Genomic DNA, 16,446 nt, shown 5'->3' with positions numbered 1-16,446 from the left:
CTACTGGATTCTGTTCATACAGTTCCAGTTGGCTTTAAATCTATTGCCTTGAATTTTCATCGAAGAAGCAAGAGCCAGACACTCGGAGCGACTGAGCTGGTTCTGATTTGCAAGTTTACTCCAGCAATACCAGCGTACATCATCTGAGTTTTCAGGGTCGATATTTCTATCGGCCGCTTCAAGACAAGCCCCTAAATGGATATCTCCTGTAAATCGAGTGAGGCACTGCCAATCCATTCCTGTGACACTTTGAGTTTCAAATTCACGGGCGATTTGATGGCACTTGAGTGGTGAATCAATATCCGTTTCAAATTCATTGTGACAATACCAACGGTAGCCATCACGGGCATCCGGCGTGGATTTTTGTTTTGCTTCATACAAACATGTTTGCACACGTGGGCTTAATCTTTCAGAAGAAAGGGGAATTTTTAAAGTGTAAGCCATATCGATGCGATCGCGACGAGGCCATGAAGCTGACATATTTGCGATCGTGACTTTATCCTCCCAACTGATGCGCGAAGATAATGCACGAATGGCTTCACGACGAAGTGCAGAGTCCTGACTTGCGGTCATCGTTCTTAAGATGTTTTCTACATCTTGATCGTAACTTCCAAAACATTGGCTCAGGCGGGGAAGAAATTGATTTCCATTGGCAGAAGAACGAATCCACGCACCTTGAAGCTGGGTGTTCTCCAAAAGGTCTTTCATCGCACAAAATTGATCCGTCACGATAAAGTTTAAACCCGAAGAAAGTCTTCGGCGAAGAAGTCCTTCCTGCTGCTCTTGTTTAACGACTTGGGGAATAAGCCCAAGGCTTGCCTGTAAATCCAAAAACTGAAATTTCATTTTAAGCGGTAGAGATTTGGCAACACCGATTTCTTCGAAGAAGCTTTGGAAATTTTGCCGAGCCTCGAGTGACGTGGCAACAGTGTCTTGAAGCAGACGAAGAAAGGACGGATTTTTCGTCGCTTCTAAAAGAGGCTCGTAATATTTTTTTAAATTCGTTTTCTTGGATAAAAAGACAATCGCTTCTTTATTTTGATCTTGGTTTTGTGAATATGTCTTACAAGTCAAAGCGCGATAGTTGGCATCCACATCTTTAGCAGGCTGAACCATGCGGTAACTTGTTCCCGCAAAAACTTGCTTCAACCGATTTGTGTCTGGACCATTGCTAAAGAATGCATCTTTGCTTGTGTTTTTGAGGGATTGGCGTAGCAGGGGAGCGGCCACTTTTCCTAAAGGACCTGTGCTGGAAAAGCCATGCAGTCTTTCTACACCTTGAAAGGCCGAAGAAAAAATCTGGCTGATGCTCATCCCATATTCAGAGTAACGAGCAAAAGCCACACGCTCTGCAAGATCGCGGGGGAAACCATTGTGGATAAGAACCTCAACATATTCCTCGATAGATCTTTGGTCTGGAGCTTTAGTTGAAAGAGTGTTGCAACCCATAAGAAAAACATCTTTGGGATGATTTAAAATTCCAGGACAGGCATTCTCGCAGCTTAATTTTTCAATTTCTTTTAAATCCAGCGTAGTGCTAACACCTTCACCGAAAAACACACCGCCAAAATGACCTGAAACAAGCAGGACATCACATTGAATTCCCGATTGGCAAGCACGAGAAAGCCATGAAGGATCTTTGTTCTCTGGAACAAGTTCTGTGATCTCAACACCCGGGCCACCATACATGCTTTTAAGAACTTCTTTTTCGTCACTTGAATTTAAGGTCATGGTGCAAATGCGCTTCGGAGCAGCTTCAGCGGAAAGAGCCGTAAAGATGAGAAGTCCTAAAATCGAAGCCACGAGTTTGATCATAGTCCTCTTCAATGCAAGTTCGTGTCCACGCTAGCGAATTTCAGAGAGGAACTGGGGGACCACTCTTTTAACACGTGACGAAAAAGGCAGGTGAGTCTCATTTTGAGACGCCTTTGTCTGGACTTCATCTTTGAATGCTTTTTAGAATAACAAACAAAGAAGGATTTTAAGGATGAAAAAAATTGTTTTAGTTCTTGCGGGTCTTTTGTTTCTAACGAGTTGTCAAACACCAGAAAAAAGTTCCACGGTGATTCGCACAGCCAAAGAGCGCGCCGATCATAGCACGGCAGAAGCCTTTGGAACTCAATTCGCAATTTCCACGCAAGGCCGTTATGCCAGCAAAGCAGCGGAAGAGATCTTTGCTCAAGGTGGAAATATTGTTGATGCCACGGTGGCGGCTTCATTTACGGTGTCAGTTGAAAGACCGCAGTCTACAGGAATTGGCGGCGGCGGATTTCTACTTTTCCATGAAGCTAAAACAGGAAAGACTTACGCTATTGACTTCCGCGAAAGAGCCCCACTGCGTGCAACCAAAAACATGTATGTGGGGAAAAACGGCAAGGCCAACACAGACCTTTCACAGAATGGTGTCTTAGCTGTTGCAGTTCCCGGAATGGTGGCGGGACTTGTCGAAATTCATAAAAAGTTTGGTTCATTACCTTTAGAAAAAGTGATGCAACCTGCAATTCGCTTGGCAGAAAATGGTTTTCCAATTTATGAAGAATTTCACAAGGCTTTAGAAAACCGCGCAGAACAAATTCGCAAAGATCCATCGGCGAAAGTTATTTTCCTGAATGCTTCCGGTGATGTTCCGGCCATTGGCACTGTGCTTGTGCAAAAAGACTTAGCGAAGACATTGCAGCTTATTTCCAAAAAAGGAAAAGATGGCTTTTACAAAGGTCCCGTTGCGAAATCCATCGTGGATCTTTCCAAAAAAGAAAAAGGTTTGATCTCCTATAAAGATCTTTCCTCTTACCAAGTCAAATGGCGTAAGCCTGTTGAAGGTAGCTTCGACGGCTATGAAGTCTTCTCAATGCCGCCGCCAAGCTCGGGTGGCGTGCACGTTATTCAATTCTTGGACTTCCTGGAAAACGATCATCTTTCCCAGCAAGGTTTCTTATCTAAAAACTCAATTCATTTAGCAGCGTCAGCTCTGCAATCTTCATTCGCAGATCGCGCAAAATATTTGGGTGATCCGGATTTCACTAAGGTTCCTGTGCAAGGTTTGATTTCTCCGAAATATATTGAATCACGTCGTAAAGAAGTGCGTTTGGATCATGCGCGAAAGGTTTCCGAAGTCGAAGCGGGAAATCCAGCTCCTTATGAATCCATTGAAACGACACATATCTCGTTAATGGATGACAAAGGAAATGCGGTGAGCACAACTCAAACGATCAATGGTTGGATGGGTTCTGGGGTTGTGGCTCCTGGTACTGGTATTGTGCTGAACAATGAAATGGATGACTTCTCAGCGCAGGAAGGAAGTTCCAATTTGTTTGGAGCTATCGGTGGAAAACCCAATGCCATTGCACCAAAAAAAACGCCTCTCAGCAGTATGTCGCCGACAATTTTGATGAAAGACAATAGACCTTTCATGGCCGTCGGTGCTCCTGGTGGAACGCGTATTATCAGCTGTGTTGCCCAAACGATTTTAAACTATGTCGAATTTAAATTACCTCTTTACGATGCGGTGACGGCGATTCGTTACCATCATCAGTGGCAGCCCGATGTTCTTTACATTGATCCGCCGGGACCTTCTTCCGAAGTTCTTAAAGGACTTAAAGAGATGGGATATGACGTTAAAATTGAACCCGTTCCGTGTTACGTGATGGCCGTAGCGAAAGAAGGCGATAAGCTTCACGGTGTCGCAGACCCAAGAGATATTGGAATCAGTGTGGCTAAATAATTGAACAAATAAAAAGGGCCGGTAAGAATCCGGCCTTTTTTATTTTATCTATACTTAAAACTTACGACGCATCATTTAGTGGCAATAAGTCTTCATGATTTGTCGAAGGACGTACTTGGGCCTGCGCCTTCGGGGTTGAAGCCGGTGAAGGCGTTTTCGCCGTCGCTTTTGCTTTTGGTTTTACATCTTTTGTAGAAGTCTCTCTGTTTTCACTATGTTTACCTTCAACGATCAAAATTAAATCTTGAACCATGGAATGCATTTGTTGTGATCGTTCCGAAAGAACTTCAGCGTTTGAAGCACACTCGCCAGCTGCAGAAGCATTGTTTTGTGTCACGCGATCTAATTCGTTGATCGACATATTGATCGAATTAACACCTTGAGCTTGCTCAGAACTTGCCGTTGAAATTTCGATATTCAACGCTGTCAGTTTTTCGATTTGCTGAACGATTTCATTGAGCATCGCACCGCTTGCCTGAACGACTTCATGGCCGTTTTCAATTTTATCTACGCTGTCTTTAATAAGACCGGAAATTTCTTTGGCTGAAGTCGCGCTTCGTTGTGCCAAGGCGCGAACCGCTTCGGCAACGACAGCGAAACCTTTACCTTGTTCGCCAGCGCGGGCTGCTTCAACCGCCGCATTCAAAGCCAAAAGGTTTGTTTGGAAGGCGATATCGTCGATAACGGTGATGATCTCTTCGATTTTTTTAGAACTTTTTGCGATTTCATCCATGGAAAGAATCAGTTTCTCAACTTCCTCTTTACCTGTACGGGCTTTTCCTTGAGCGCGCTCTGCAAGGTTTCTTGCTTCATTCGTATGTTCGGCATTGAGTTTAATCATGCTCGACATCTCTTCTGTCGCCGAAGTCGTTTGTTGAATTGAGGCAGCGGCAGTAGCTGCAGCGTTATTAAGATCTTGAGATGATTTTGTGATCTCAACACTCGCGTGCGCAACGCCAGTTCCTGTCTCTTGCAATTTTTCTGCGATACCAGACAGGGCTCTCATTGGTTTACTTAAGAACATAAAGGCCAAAAATAAAGCGATGAATGAAAGACCCGTGGACCAACCGATAATGTACCAAGTGGCATTCATGGCTGCGGCTTTTACGTCGGCTTTGCTGGAGATCACCGCAAAACCACCGTGCAGTTTTCCGTCAGACCAGTTTTCCATTTGATAACCCAGGATGTCTTTGCCATTTTTCCAAGGAGATTTCGCAGGATCACCGTGGCAGCTGAAGCAACCTTGAGAAGCCGTCAGACGCACCGGACGATACACGATTGTTTCTGTATCTGTCGAAATCATCTGCTCTTGAAGTTTTGGATCCGCTTCAAACTTTTTAAGAATTTCTAATTCTTGAGCCGTCGCACGGTTGTCAGGATTGCGTGGTTCATCAGAGAAAATACGGAATGTATATCCTTCCTCTTTTGCGCCCTCAGCACCCACTTTCATCGCTGCGAAGATTGGAACTTGTTTTAGAATTGTGAGCTTTGCATCCTTAGGAAGATTTCCATCAGGATGTTCTGTGATGGCTTTTTCAATACTGGCTTCTAGACCACCCTGGGAAGCGATGTAAGAACGGACAGCTTCCAAGCGAGAAAGAATGGCTCTCGATTTTTCGATGAGTTGTTGTTCGCCTTGTCCAGAGATACGTGCAGAAGAGACAAAGACTGCGGCTGCTGTACAAATAACACAGGCAAAGACAATGCTCGCCATAACTTTCGTGTTGAACTTCATAATGTTAACGCTCCTTATTGATGCATCTCTTATCGAACCTGTGTTCGTGATACATTCGTTATAATGGTGCAATTATCGGAGCGAGCTTCAGGAGTCTTCATCGGCCAAAAGAGTGATTCGGAGTCTAAAATAAAAATAAAATCGAAAAGACGGATAGGGTCCGGTGTGCCTAAGTAAATCGACGTCGAGAAAATGAACGAGTTTTAATACATCTTTGTGTTTATAAACTCTCGTTCGTGAACGACTTTGGTCTTGTTTTGCGGACAGCGTTTCAAAGTTTGTTCGGATATTGATAATCTAAAAATCACGGCAGCAAAGGATTTGCGGAAAGATTTTTCAGTGAAGAAGCTCGTTTTACAACTCATCTTTGGATTTATCGTTCTTCCTGTTTCTGTAGCGGGAACTCTTTATTATCTGAATAAAAACGGATTCTTTAACATCAGCAAAGTCGAAGTCATTCTAGAAAATCCTCCTGTGGGCCAAGAGCAATTTTTGAAACCGAATGTCGACGCTCTTGAGGCGGCTCTTGCAAAGTACAAAGGGATTTCTCTTTGGAATATCAAGCTCAAGCAAATTTCCCGCGAAGTCTCTTCACAAAATTGGGTTGAAGGTTTGAACATCAAACGCAGTTGGCCTGCGACGTTGTCTGTGCGCGTGCGCCCGCATGAAGTGAAGTTACTTTTCATGGCGAAGAATGGAAAGTTAGTTCCTATTATTAAAGATGGAAGTTTTCTTGATCCGATTGAATCCAAAGAAGCTCCCGATGTTGCTCTGTTAGAAGGTGAAACTTTTCTGAAGAAAACAGAGCTCAGAAAAAAAGCAGTGGATGTGATCGAACAAATTCCTGCTGAAGGATCGTTCAGTAAAAAAACAATTTCTGAAATTCGCTACGACAACAAAGAAGGTTTTTGGATGACCTTGATCAAAACCGGCGTGCAAGTAAAAATGGGTGAAGATCAAGTGGCACTAAAGGCTGCGCGTGTAAGTCAGGTCGTAGATTATCTCGATTCCCGCCAGTTTGACGCTCGCGTCATAGATGCGAATCTGTCAAAGAAAGTCCTTGTCAGGTTGCGTAAGGATCCCTAAGCTTAAGTCTGGAGGACCGATTAAAGTCGAGCACATTTTGGCTCGAATACCTTTTAAAATGATTTTAATTGGTGGTCCTACAACATAAGTTTAAGCATCCGTGAGGACTTAAGGATGAGTACATCAAAACCGAAAGCACCGGTATTGGCTGGCTTGGACATTGGTTCTACCAAAGTTTCATTCGTTATTGGAACAGTCAATCCCGACGGAAAAATCGAAGTTGCCGGCGTGGGCAGAGCCCCAAACACAGGCATTCGCCAAGGCGTTGTGGTCAATATTGAAGCCACAACCGAGTCTATTAAAAAAGCAAAAGAAGAAGCAGAACTGATGTCAGGCTACTCCATCTCTGAAGTATGGGTGGGAGTTGCCGGGACACATATTTCCTCTTTCGATTCTAAAGGCATGGTGGCTATTAAGAATCGCGAAGTCACTGCTTCTGAAATTGATCGCGTGATTGAAGCGGCAAAAGCGGTGGCAGTTCCTGCGGATCGCACAGTTCTTCACGTTCTTCCAAGAGAATTCAAAGTCGATGGACAAGACGGGATCACAGATCCTATCGGCATGTCGGGCATTCGTTTAGAAGCTAACGTGCACATCGTGACAGGCAGTCAAAGTGCCATCAATAACACAGTGAAATGCGTAGAAAAAGCAGGTCTTAAAATTGCCGGTCTTGTACTAGGTCAATTGGCTTCTGCAACGGCGGTTATTTCTAACGACGAAAAAAATCTCGGCGTGTGTGTTGTTGATATGGGCGGCGGCGCTTGCAACGCTTTGTATTTCGTCAATGGCAGTGTGGCGCATTCATCGACAATTCCGGTGGGCGGTCAGCACTTCACTCATGACGTGGCTGTAGGACTTAGAACTCCACAGTTTGCGGCAGAGTCTTTAAAAATTAAACATGGTTGCGCAATGGCTTCCATGGTGAATGAAAACGAAACTATCGAAGTCGAAGGAGTCGGCGGCAGAAAAGCCCGCGTGATTCCTCGTAAAGACTTGGCCGATGTTATTGAGGCTCGTGCAGAGGAAACTCTGAACTTGGTTGCCAATGACATTCGCATGAGTGGCGTGATGCCGATGTTGGGATCAGGAATTGTTCTCACAGGTGGCGCAAGTCAACTTGATGGCTTGGTGGAGATGGGTGAGTTTATTTTTGATATTCCGGTTCGCAGAGGTGCGCCTCGTGAAATCGGAGGGCTTACGGATGTTGTGAAGTCTGGAGAATTCTCAGCAGCTGTTGGTTTGTTGTTGTACGCTTTGGGGCAAAAGAAAGATTTGCTTCATCACAATCAACAACAAGAAGTCAATATTGGTGAATCGCTCGACGGTATCACTAAAAAGATCAAAGATTTTTTTGGACAGATTTTTTAATTTTACTCGGTGAGGGCTGGAGGCCCTTGATTCTGCGGGGAGGATCAAATGTTTGAATTAGAAGAAAATATCAATATTGGTGCAAACATTAAAGTAGTCGGCGTTGGCGGCGGCGGAAGTAATGCTGTTTCAACGATGATCGAATCCAACATGGCTGGTGTTGAATTCATCGTAGCAAATACAGACATCCAAGCTTTGAATGCAAATAAAGCGTCTAACAAAATTCAGTTGGGCCTTGATTTGACAAAAGGTCTTGGCGCAGGTGCAAACCCAGATGTGGGTCGCAGAGCTGCGATTGAATCGTATAATGAAATTGTTGAGAAATTGGAAGGCGCGGACATGGTGTTCGTCACTGCGGGTATGGGTGGCGGAACAGGGACAGGTGGCGCTCCGATTGTTGCGAAGATTGCGCGCGAACTTGGCGCATTGACAATCGGTGTAGTCACTAAGCCCTTCCTGTTTGAAGGTAAAAAACGCGGCAAACACGCTGAAGGCGGTTTGTCTGAACTTAAAGACAATGTTGATACATTGATCGTGATCCCGAACCAAAAACTTCTTTCTGTAGCGGCAGAGAAAACTCCTCTTCTTGAGACATTCAAGAAAGCGGACGAAGTTCTTTTGCAAGCGGTAAAAGGGATCTCTGACCTTATCAACATCCGCGGTTTGATCAACTTGGACTTCGCGGACATTCGCACTGTGATGTCTTCTAAAGGTATCGCGATCATGGGGACTGGTTCTGCGAAAGGTGACAACCGTGCGGTAGAAGCAGCAACTGCAGCGATTTCTTCTCCTCTTCTTGAGAATGTAAAAATCGATGGCGCTACTGGCATCATCATCAACGTGACTGCAAGCTCTAGCTTGTCATTGTATGAAGTGAACGAAGCAACAACTTTGATCACGGAAGCGGCTCATGAAGATGCGGAAATCATCTTCGGTGCAGTTATCGATGACAATATGGGTGATGAAGTTCGCGTAACAGTGATCGCAACAGGTTTTGATTCTCACGATGTGAAACTTGTGAACGACATGGCGCAAGTAAATCAAATGCAAAATTTCTTAAACCAACAAGCGGCTCAGTTTGGTGGTATGAATATGCAACAACAAATGATGCAAATGCCGCAGATGCCTCAAATGCCACAGATGCCTGTGATGCCGCAAATGCCTCAGTACCCACAAATGCCAGCGATGCCAACAATGCCTCAGATGCCACAAATGGCGCCTGTGGAATTGCCACCAATCGCGGCTGTGCAATCTCAAGTGATGAACTTCACTCAACCTCCACAACAGGAGGTACCCCAGGTAACTGAGACTGTTGTTGTTCCACCAGTAGCTCCAGTGACTCCGCAAATGGCGCAACAAGCAGCGCAAAACGTGATGCCACAAGCTCCGGCTCAACAACCAGCTCCAGAAGTTGCAACACCAATTCAACCGCAAGTTGAAGCAGCTTCTCCTCGTGATTTGTTGCTAGCTAAAGCTCGCGCTTTCAAAGAAAGCCAAGAGTTGAAAGCTCGCCACAACAATCCAGAGCAATTGTCCATGAACGTAGATCATGAACAACAATCTTTGGAAGAGGCTCGTCGTATGGCGCGCGAGGTTCTTAGCTCTCCATTCTCTTCTCAAAACTTGGAAGTTCCTGCCTTCATCCGCAAGAAACAAGGTTTTGATTTGAAACAAGACTAGTGGAAGCCTGGTTCTTATCCGACATTCACTTAAAAACCGCAGAAGAGCGCAACGGACAAATCCTGTTGCGCTTTTTGCGTTCTTTGCGCGAGAAAAATCCGCAGGACATTCATCTTTTTCTTTTAGGTGACATCTTCGATCTTTGGGTCGGAGGCCACACTTACTTTGCCAGAAAATTTCAACCGCTTATGGATGCGCTTCGTGACCTGAAACAGGCCGGTGCGAAGATCACTTACATCGAAGGCAATCATGATGTGCACGTTGAAGGGTTCTTTCAAAAGAAGTTGGGCATCGAAGTTTTTGTTGAAGCTCAATACTATCTGATCGACGGTCTGCGCGTGCGTTTGGAGCACGGAGATCTGATTAACCTCAATGATGAAAAGTACTTGAAGTATCGCAGCATCATTCGCAATCCATTCATTAAGCCTCTAGGAAACATTCTTCCGGGACAGTTTTGGGATCATATCGGGAATAAAGCGAGCAAGAAAAGCCGCGCGCGCAGTGGTCATTACCGCGTTTCCAATGAAGGACCTTTGATTGAAATGGTTCGCTCTCATGCGATCAAGGCTTATAAGGAAAAACCTTTTGATATGATCATCTCAGGACACATGCACGTGTTTGACGATCACATTGTCGAAGTGGATGGGCACAAAGTTCGTTCTATTAACCTCGGCTCGTGGTTTGAAGAGAAGGTCAAAGTCTTCTGCATCCGCCACGGCCAAGGCGAGTGGGTCTATATTTAATTCTTAAGTACTTTGGCTTTGGGTACGGCTTTGTAGGTGGGAAGGGCTGCTGGCAGTTCCGCTCCGTCAGACACGGCATCGTGCCTCACCGCGCTTTGGTACGACTTCGTGTCGGCGCGGAGGTCTGACTGCGCAGAACTGCCAGAGCCCCTTCCCCACCTACAAAGCCGAACAAAGTCTGTGTGTTTAAAAATGAAATAAAACCACGTCAGTATTTTGTTAAGACGTTGAAAAGGTGCTTTATTTGTTCTGTCTATTCTAGAAGAGGAATGCCGAGGTCGTTGAATTTCTGAACACGACGGTTGTAGAGATCCACGACGTAGATATTTCCGTAGGAGTCACCTGCGATGTCGACGGGAACCGTGAATTGACCAATCGTGGAGCCGAGTTGGCCGAAGCTTATGATGTAATTGCCTCCGCTGTCGAATTTGTCCACTTGATTGGTGCTGTAGTTCGTAGCAAAGATGAAGCCCGCTGCATTCACGTAAACACCGTAGCTTGGGCTATTTCCAAAGCTAAAGAGGAAGTTACCAGAAGCATCGTATTTTAAAATTTTATTGAGAGAGACATCGGTTACAAAAATACTCCCGTCTTTATCGACGAAAAGATTTGTCGGCTGAGAAAGTTGTCCTGGCCCGCCGGAGTTTCCTATTTCTGTTATGAAAGCCCCTGTTTTATCCATCTTCTGTACTCGGTGATTTGTGACCTCTACGACGTAGATGTTGTCGTCTTTGTCGATGTAAATTCCGGCTGGTCCATCGAGCTGTCCTGGCCCATTTCCCGAAGTGCCAATGGTTAGAAGGTAAGTGCCATCGGCAGAAAATTTCAGGATCTTATTTTGATTGGTGTCGACTACGTAAATATTGCCTTCAGAATCAAGGGCCGTATCAAATGCATATAGAAGCTGTCCCGGGCCAGCGGCACTACTTCCAACCGTCTTTAAATAATTTCCTTGTGAATCAAACTCCACAACCCCTTGTGGCTTGGAACTGTCTACGGATTGCGCGATATAAAAATTATCCTGTGAATCAATCCAGATTCCTGTCGGTTGGGCTAAGATTTTTTCGGATTCTGGATAATCGACGAATGATTTTTGATAGACACCGTTTTGATCCCAGAGCTCAATGCGTTTTTTATCGCCGTCGGCAATGTAGATCGAATTATTCGCATCAAAGAAAATAGAATAAGCAACTCCAATAGCATCATGTCCGCCGGTATCGCCTTTATATGTCGCTATATATGTGCCAGTGGAAGAAAATTTAATAATTTCTTTACGTGAGGCTTCGGAGATAAAAATATTTCCCGAGGAATCAACACTCACGCGAGCGGGCTGTTGCAATTGGCCGACGCCGGTCCCCGCGACTCCAAATTTCATAGAGAAGGTTCCGGAAGAATTAAATTTTTGCACGCGGTGATTATTATAGTCGGTTACAAAAACATTCAAACTGTCATCAACATACAACCCATAGGGACACTTTATTTGACCGTCACCGGTGCCCCAGCCTGAGCCAATATTTTTGTTGAATGTGCCGTCGGGATTAAAAACTTGCACACGGTTGTTACCGCAATCGGCAATATAAATAAGTCCGTTCTTATCTATGGTGAGATCTGTAGGTGAATCCAATTGTCCGTTGGCGAATCCTGTAGAGCCGACTTTGCTTTGAAAGTTTCCATTACGGTCAAAAACTTTATAAGAATTCCCGTCGAGAACATAGATAAGGTTGTTGTGAAGAACAGCCCGCACTGGATTTTGCAGTTGGTTGTCAGCAGTTCCGAGCGCGCCAAAACCGAGAACTAATTCATCCGTGGCAGGATCATACTCTTGAACGCCCATACTCGTTTCATTCGCACTTGTAACAAGCAGATGACCTTCTGGGGTTAACTCGACACTGAGGGGGAATGCGAAAGGATATTTCGTTTTATTAGCTAAAGGGAAATGGCCAGGAAGTGGACCGACGGGGCCTGGATCGTTAGTCGGTGGAGCTTGTATGGGAGCCAGAGAATCCAACGGCAGCTCCGCTAGATTCATATCTAGAGTGCATCCTGTAAGAAGGAGCATTCCGAAAAATAATTGGAAAAACCGGTCTACGTTCATGAATTCCCTAAGTTTATTCATGATCTTTTTCGGTTTTTAACAAGCTGATCTAAAGCTATTCCAACAGAATCCGCGCGAAATCTCAAAGCGAGACGCTGGATGTTAGCGTTCTGTCACCTTTGCACAGTAGTACTTGTTTATTGCGACCTTTAACTGAGGTTCGCTCTCACAAAGGGATTCACTCAATGCCTGGCCACGAAGGCGCGCCTCACTGAGCACCATCACCATTTTTAAATACGTCGGAGTAAGAGTCTCGCGGATTTTAAGGACGACATCGCGATAAGGTTTGCCGGGATTTCCTGCCTCATAGCCACGAGCGCACAGTTCTTTTTCCACAGACTCTGGCACAGAAGAATATGTTCCCGCCCATAAACCCCAGAGGCCCGCAAGGTAACCAGTGCGGTCTTCACCGACAGTACAGTGGAAGTACAAGCTTTTATTTTTTTGTACGGCTTGTTCAATAGTGCGCAATGCTTGAATGGTCATCGTGCAGGCACTTTTAAAATCGTGCAGATCTTTCCACGGAAAGGAAACATGAGTGATGGAGCGTGGAGAGATTCCTAATTTTTGAAGAGCTTCTTGTTCTTTTAAAACTTCACCTTTGGTGTCGTTTTTAAAAATTAAAAACTCCGTGACGCCAAGATTGATCAGCTCTTGCATTTGTTTTGGGTTGGCGGGGGCTTTTCCGCGAATTACTTGCGCCTCGCCAGAGTCGTAAATGATGTGGGCATTAGAGATAGAACTTCCTTCAACAGCCGCAAAAGAAAGTGAAGAAGCTAATAAAATAAAAGAAAGCAGAAGTGTTTTCATGAAGAGCTTTTTATAGCAAACCTTCACAAAAACAAAATGGGCTTGATAAAAAATAATATTCTTTCAAGGAATAATATCGATTTCATTATTCTCTGGAAGGCGTTTTATTCGTTTTGAGGGTTATTCTGTGAAGTTTTTGAAGTTCTCAAGGGACGCGGAATCCAAAACGGATTTGGAGTCTTGTAAGGGTTCTTTGATACGCAAGACTTTTCCTTTACGCAAGTAAACCATTTCAATGGTCTTTTCATTCTTACGAGCCGCTTCGCGAACGGCTTCCTTAAGATCCAGCATGCTGTGCACGCGTTTACCGCGGACCAACTTTAAAACATCTCCAGCGCGAACCTTAGTTTTAGTGTTCTTGGCATTTTCCACGCCAAGAGCCGCACCATCAGCAAGATCTGTTAAAGACGGAGCAAATAGGACATTGATATCTTTTCTTTGAGCCGTAGGGTAACAAAATCCCACCGTACGATAAGCTTGAACTTTTCCGTCTGGCGAAGGTGCTGACTCTGTGGAGCTATCAAAGTATTTAAATCCACGCTTCAAGCAGGTTTCACCCACCACGCGACCGACATAAGAAATCACGTAACGGGGTTTGGTGCCTTCTTTAATATTAGAGTGAACGTAGAACGTGTCGTTGTACTTTGTGTCCTCAAGGCGAAATCCAAAATCGGATTGGGATTGTTGCTCTTTAAACTCCGTCGTTGTAGCGCAAGCGACTAAAGAAAAACACGCAATAGCAAATAAAATTTTCGACACACGAACCTCACTTGTGGACATCCTTTCATTACACGTGTTTTTGCTCTTACAGCCAACTATTTTCCCATGAAGGTCTTGTGTCTAAAATAGTCGTTGTCCTTAGTTGAAGGAGCTTTCTAGAATAAATTCCTCGGAGGCCTTATGAAGAAACTGTGTTTACTGCTTTTGTCTCTCCCGTGCTTTGGATGGTCCCAGAATAAACTTGTTCATGGGAATAACGAATTCGCTTTTGATCTCTACAAAAAGGTCGCCACCAAAGACGGAAATGTGTTCTTTTCACCGTACAGTATTTCCGCCGCGTTGGCGATGACCAGTGCCGGTGCGAAAGGCAAGACACTTCAAGAGATGAACAAGGTTTTACATCTGTCGGCGAAAGTCCACGATGAGTTTCAGTCTCTAGAAAAAGATATCAATGCAGCAGAAGGTTACAAACTCACCGTAGCAAACAGCGTATGGGTTGAAAAATCGGATTCTTTCAAAGAGCCGTTTCAAGAAACCGTAAAAACGAAATACAATGCCCACTTTGAAGCATTGGATTTTAAAAATCAGCCAGATCCGTCACGCCTTATCATCAACAAATGGGTGGAGCAAAAAACTCAAGATAAGATCAAGGATCTTTTACCTCCAGGCTCTATCAAAGGCGGAGAAACGGATTACACAGGTTTGGTACTTGCCAATGCGATTTACTTTAAAGGAGATTGGCAGACAAAGTTTAAAAAAGAAAACACCTCGGACCGTGAATTTCATGTTTCGGATAAAGAGACTCAGAAGACGCCTTTTATGAATATCAAAAGTCGTTTTCATTATGCGGAGGATGAAAAATTCCAGGTTTTGGAAATGCCTTACGAAGGTGGCGATGTTTCGATGGTGGTCTTTTTACCTCGCAAGGGAAAAGATCTTCAAAAACTTATGCCGAAGTTTGATAACTCATATTTTGCGAAGACGGTAAAAAAACTCACTGACGGTCCGACGTCTGACGTGATTGTGGCACTGCCAAAGTTCAAGCATGAATTAAGTTTGGAATTAAAGCCCGTTCTGCAAAAAATGGGTATGCCATTGGCGTTCACTCGAAAAGCAGACTTTACGTCCATTCGTGATCTGAAACCCGGAGAATCTCTTTTCATCGACCAGGTTTATCACAAAGCTTTTGTGGCGGTGGATGAAAAAGGAACTGAGGCGGCGGCGGCAACGGCTGTTGTTATGTCAACATTAGGAGCGGCGCTACCCATGAAGGTTTATGAGTTTATCGCCGATCATCCATTTATGTACGCAATCTATCATAAAAAATCCGGATCTATTTTATTTCTCGGGCGCTACGCTAAACCGTAGCTCTTGAAAGTAAATGAACCGACGTGCCACCAGCCAGAGAAGAAGAGAAGATAGGCGATGACTCCAGCGATCAAGCCTGCAACCAACAGGATGATCACGGATTTCAAGAAGACCTTCATCGGCTCCGGAACTTCTTCCTCACCCTGGTCTTTTTTGTCTTCTGGAATGGTTTCCATAAAGAACTCCTTCAATTTAATTTTATCCGGAGTTTAAGACTTGTAAACTTATTGCGTTTCGATGTGCTTGAAAACACGAAGGCTTCAGAAAAACAAAAGGCTCTCTGATCGAGAGCCTTTTGTAGGTGATCAAAACAATTTATTAAGAGCTTAGAAATTCATTGTGTAACCAATAAGACCTTGAACGCCTGACATTGTTGTTCTTAAGTCTGTGCCGTGTCTTTCGACTTCTTTGCTGCCACCACACTGATCGATACCAGGAATGTCTGTGTTCGTTGAGCAGTTACCACCAGAAGAGATATTTCTTTCCACTGGCAGATAACGAAGATTTCCTTCGACAGTTAAGCAGTGAGAGTCCGTAAAGCAGAAATCCACACCGATACCGCCCATTGCACCGAACGCACTCCCTTTGAAGTCGAGATTCTTAGAGCCAGCAGTGATGGAGCCATTTAAGCTTCCGTATCCAAGACCTGTTTGCATGTAGAATTTAATGAATGAATTCTCAAGAGGGTAAATACGGAAAATAGGGAAGACTGTGTAACCGTTTAGATTGTATTCGTAATTTCCACCAGGACCGGAACCATCTGTTTTTTGCATGAAGTAAGAAGGACGGAATACAAACGCATACATCGTACCGCTAAAACGGTAACTCCAGTTGGCGTAGAATTCCCAAGCACTGCCGAGATTTTTAACGTTGGCGCCGGCGGCCACAGCATCATCAATCGCACCATTCAAATCATTTTGTCCTGCAGAAACGGTGGAGATACCGATACCTAATGCCATGTCTCCGGAAAGCCCGCGACTGCCTCCAAAACGTCTTTGCGCTTGAGCATCTTGTGCAGAGAGCACAGAAAAAAGAAGAACTGTCGAAAGAAAAAGACTTACTTTATTAAAAGTCCTCATATGAGAATCCTCCTGATCCAATTAGACTCGCATCCTACGTT

The 16,446-nt window shown here is 44.5% G+C and carries 13 protein-coding genes; 6 read left to right on the top strand and 7 right to left on the bottom strand.

Translation table 11 applies throughout. The features are described from left to right. Complete coding sequence (locus tag ACLSSO_RS15035; RefSeq protein WP_413943299.1) at positions 1–1,815, bottom strand: hypothetical protein; 1,815 nt, start codon at positions 1,813–1,815, stop codon at positions 1–3. Between the two features lie 172 nt (positions 1,816–1,987). On the opposite strand from ACLSSO_RS15035, the gene ggt reads away from it, so the two are divergent. Then, entirely contained in the window at positions 1,988–3,721 is a 1,734-nt protein-coding gene (gene ggt, locus ACLSSO_RS15030) for a gamma-glutamyltransferase (RefSeq protein WP_413943298.1), read from the top strand. A 61-nt stretch (positions 3,722–3,782) separates the two neighbouring features. Here the strand turns inward: ggt and ACLSSO_RS15025 are convergent, their stop codons facing one another. Next, positions 3,783–5,456 (bottom strand): methyl-accepting chemotaxis protein, encoded by a 1,674-nt coding sequence (locus ACLSSO_RS15025; protein WP_413943297.1) that lies wholly within the window; start codon positions 5,454–5,456, stop codon positions 3,783–3,785. Between the two features lie 339 nt (positions 5,457–5,795). Between ACLSSO_RS15025 and ACLSSO_RS15020 the strand changes: the two genes are divergently transcribed. The 4 genes from ACLSSO_RS15020 to ACLSSO_RS15005 all read left to right on the top strand — a co-directional run bounded on the left by ACLSSO_RS15020 (position 5,796) and on the right by ACLSSO_RS15005 (position 10,333). Then, positions 5,796–6,542, top strand: a complete 747-nt coding sequence (locus ACLSSO_RS15020) for a cell division protein FtsQ/DivIB (RefSeq protein ID WP_413943296.1) — start codon at positions 5,796–5,798, stop codon at positions 6,540–6,542. 114 nt (positions 6,543–6,656) lie between these two features. Next, positions 6,657–7,910 (top strand): cell division protein FtsA, encoded by a 1,254-nt coding sequence (gene ftsA, locus ACLSSO_RS15015; RefSeq protein WP_295905802.1) that lies wholly within the window; start codon positions 6,657–6,659, stop codon positions 7,908–7,910. Between the two features lie 48 nt (positions 7,911–7,958). Continuing rightward, positions 7,959–9,590, top strand: coding sequence for a cell division protein FtsZ (gene ftsZ / locus ACLSSO_RS15010; protein WP_295905803.1), 1,632 nt, complete (start codon positions 7,959–7,961; stop codon positions 9,588–9,590). Further along, entirely contained in the window at positions 9,590–10,333 is a 744-nt protein-coding gene (locus tag ACLSSO_RS15005) for a UDP-2,3-diacylglucosamine diphosphatase (protein WP_413943295.1), read from the top strand. Before ftsZ ends, ACLSSO_RS15005 begins: the two co-directional genes overlap by 1 nt. Before the next feature lie 253 nt (positions 10,334–10,586). On the opposite strand, the gene ACLSSO_RS15000 is transcribed toward ACLSSO_RS15005, so the two are convergent. From ACLSSO_RS15000 to ACLSSO_RS14990, 3 genes are all read right to left on the bottom strand, one after another. Further along, the gene (locus tag ACLSSO_RS15000; RefSeq protein ID WP_413943294.1) at positions 10,587–12,362 is read right to left on the bottom strand and encodes an NHL repeat-containing protein; all 1,776 of its coding nucleotides are present in this window, start codon (positions 12,360–12,362) and stop codon (positions 10,587–10,589) included. A 168-nt stretch (positions 12,363–12,530) separates the two neighbouring features. Then, a complete protein-coding gene (locus ACLSSO_RS14995; RefSeq protein WP_295903144.1) occupies positions 12,531–13,238 on the bottom strand; it encodes a tyrosine-protein phosphatase in 708 nt (235 codons plus the stop codon). A gap of 120 nt (positions 13,239–13,358) precedes the next feature. Continuing rightward, a complete protein-coding gene (locus ACLSSO_RS14990) occupies positions 13,359–13,997 on the bottom strand; it encodes a hypothetical protein (RefSeq protein WP_295903146.1) in 639 nt (212 codons plus the stop codon). A gap of 141 nt (positions 13,998–14,138) precedes the next feature. On the opposite strand from ACLSSO_RS14990, the gene ACLSSO_RS14985 reads away from it, so the two are divergent. Next, entirely contained in the window at positions 14,139–15,326 is a 1,188-nt protein-coding gene (locus ACLSSO_RS14985; RefSeq protein ID WP_413943293.1) for a serpin family protein, read from the top strand. Here ACLSSO_RS14985 and ACLSSO_RS14980 read toward each other — a convergent pair. Beyond that, the gene (locus ACLSSO_RS14980; protein ID WP_295903152.1) at positions 15,311–15,502 is read right to left on the bottom strand and encodes a hypothetical protein; all 192 of its coding nucleotides are present in this window, start codon (positions 15,500–15,502) and stop codon (positions 15,311–15,313) included. The genes ACLSSO_RS14985 and ACLSSO_RS14980 overlap by 16 nt on opposite strands. Before the next feature lie 150 nt (positions 15,503–15,652). After that, positions 15,653–16,405 (bottom strand): hypothetical protein, encoded by a 753-nt coding sequence (locus tag ACLSSO_RS14975; protein ID WP_295903155.1) that lies wholly within the window; start codon positions 16,403–16,405, stop codon positions 15,653–15,655. Between the last annotated feature and the right edge of the window lie 41 nt (positions 16,406–16,446).

The sequence above is a fragment of the Bdellovibrio sp. HCB-162 genome, from assembly GCF_047344985.1.
Classification (GTDB): Bacteria; Bdellovibrionota; Bdellovibrionia; order Bdellovibrionales; family Bdellovibrionaceae; genus Bdellovibrio.
This window is presented reverse-complemented; position numbering and strand designations above follow the sequence as displayed.

Bases quoted from the DNA above. Each gene is read 5' to 3' on its own strand.
- ACLSSO_RS15035 (WP_413943299.1), bottom strand. From the start codon at position 1,815: ATGATCAAACTCGTGGCTTCGATTTTAGGACTTCTCATCTTTACGGCT.
- ftsA (WP_295905802.1), top strand. From the start codon at position 6,657: ATGAGTACATCAAAACCGAAAGCACCGGTATTGGCTGGCTTGGACATT.
- ACLSSO_RS14995 (WP_295903144.1), bottom strand. From the start codon at position 13,238: ATGAAAACACTTCTGCTTTCTTTTATTTTATTAGCTTCTTCACTTTCT.
- ACLSSO_RS14975 (WP_295903155.1), bottom strand. From the start codon at position 16,405: ATGAGGACTTTTAATAAAGTAAGTCTTTTTCTTTCGACAGTTCTTCTT.
- ACLSSO_RS14985 (WP_413943293.1), top strand. From the start codon at position 14,139: ATGAAGAAACTGTGTTTACTGCTTTTGTCTCTCCCGTGCTTTGGATGG.
- ACLSSO_RS15025 (WP_413943297.1), bottom strand. From the start codon at position 5,456: ATGAAGTTCAACACGAAAGTTATGGCGAGCATTGTCTTTGCCTGTGTT.
- ftsZ (WP_295905803.1), top strand. From the start codon at position 7,959: ATGTTTGAATTAGAAGAAAATATCAATATTGGTGCAAACATTAAAGTA.
- ACLSSO_RS14980 (WP_295903152.1), bottom strand. From the start codon at position 15,502: ATGGAAACCATTCCAGAAGACAAAAAAGACCAGGGTGAGGAAGAAGTT.
- ACLSSO_RS15000 (WP_413943294.1), bottom strand. From the start codon at position 12,362: ATGAATCTAGCGGAGCTGCCGTTGGATTCTCTGGCTCCCATACAAGCT.
- ggt (WP_413943298.1), top strand. From the start codon at position 1,988: ATGAAAAAAATTGTTTTAGTTCTTGCGGGTCTTTTGTTTCTAACGAGT.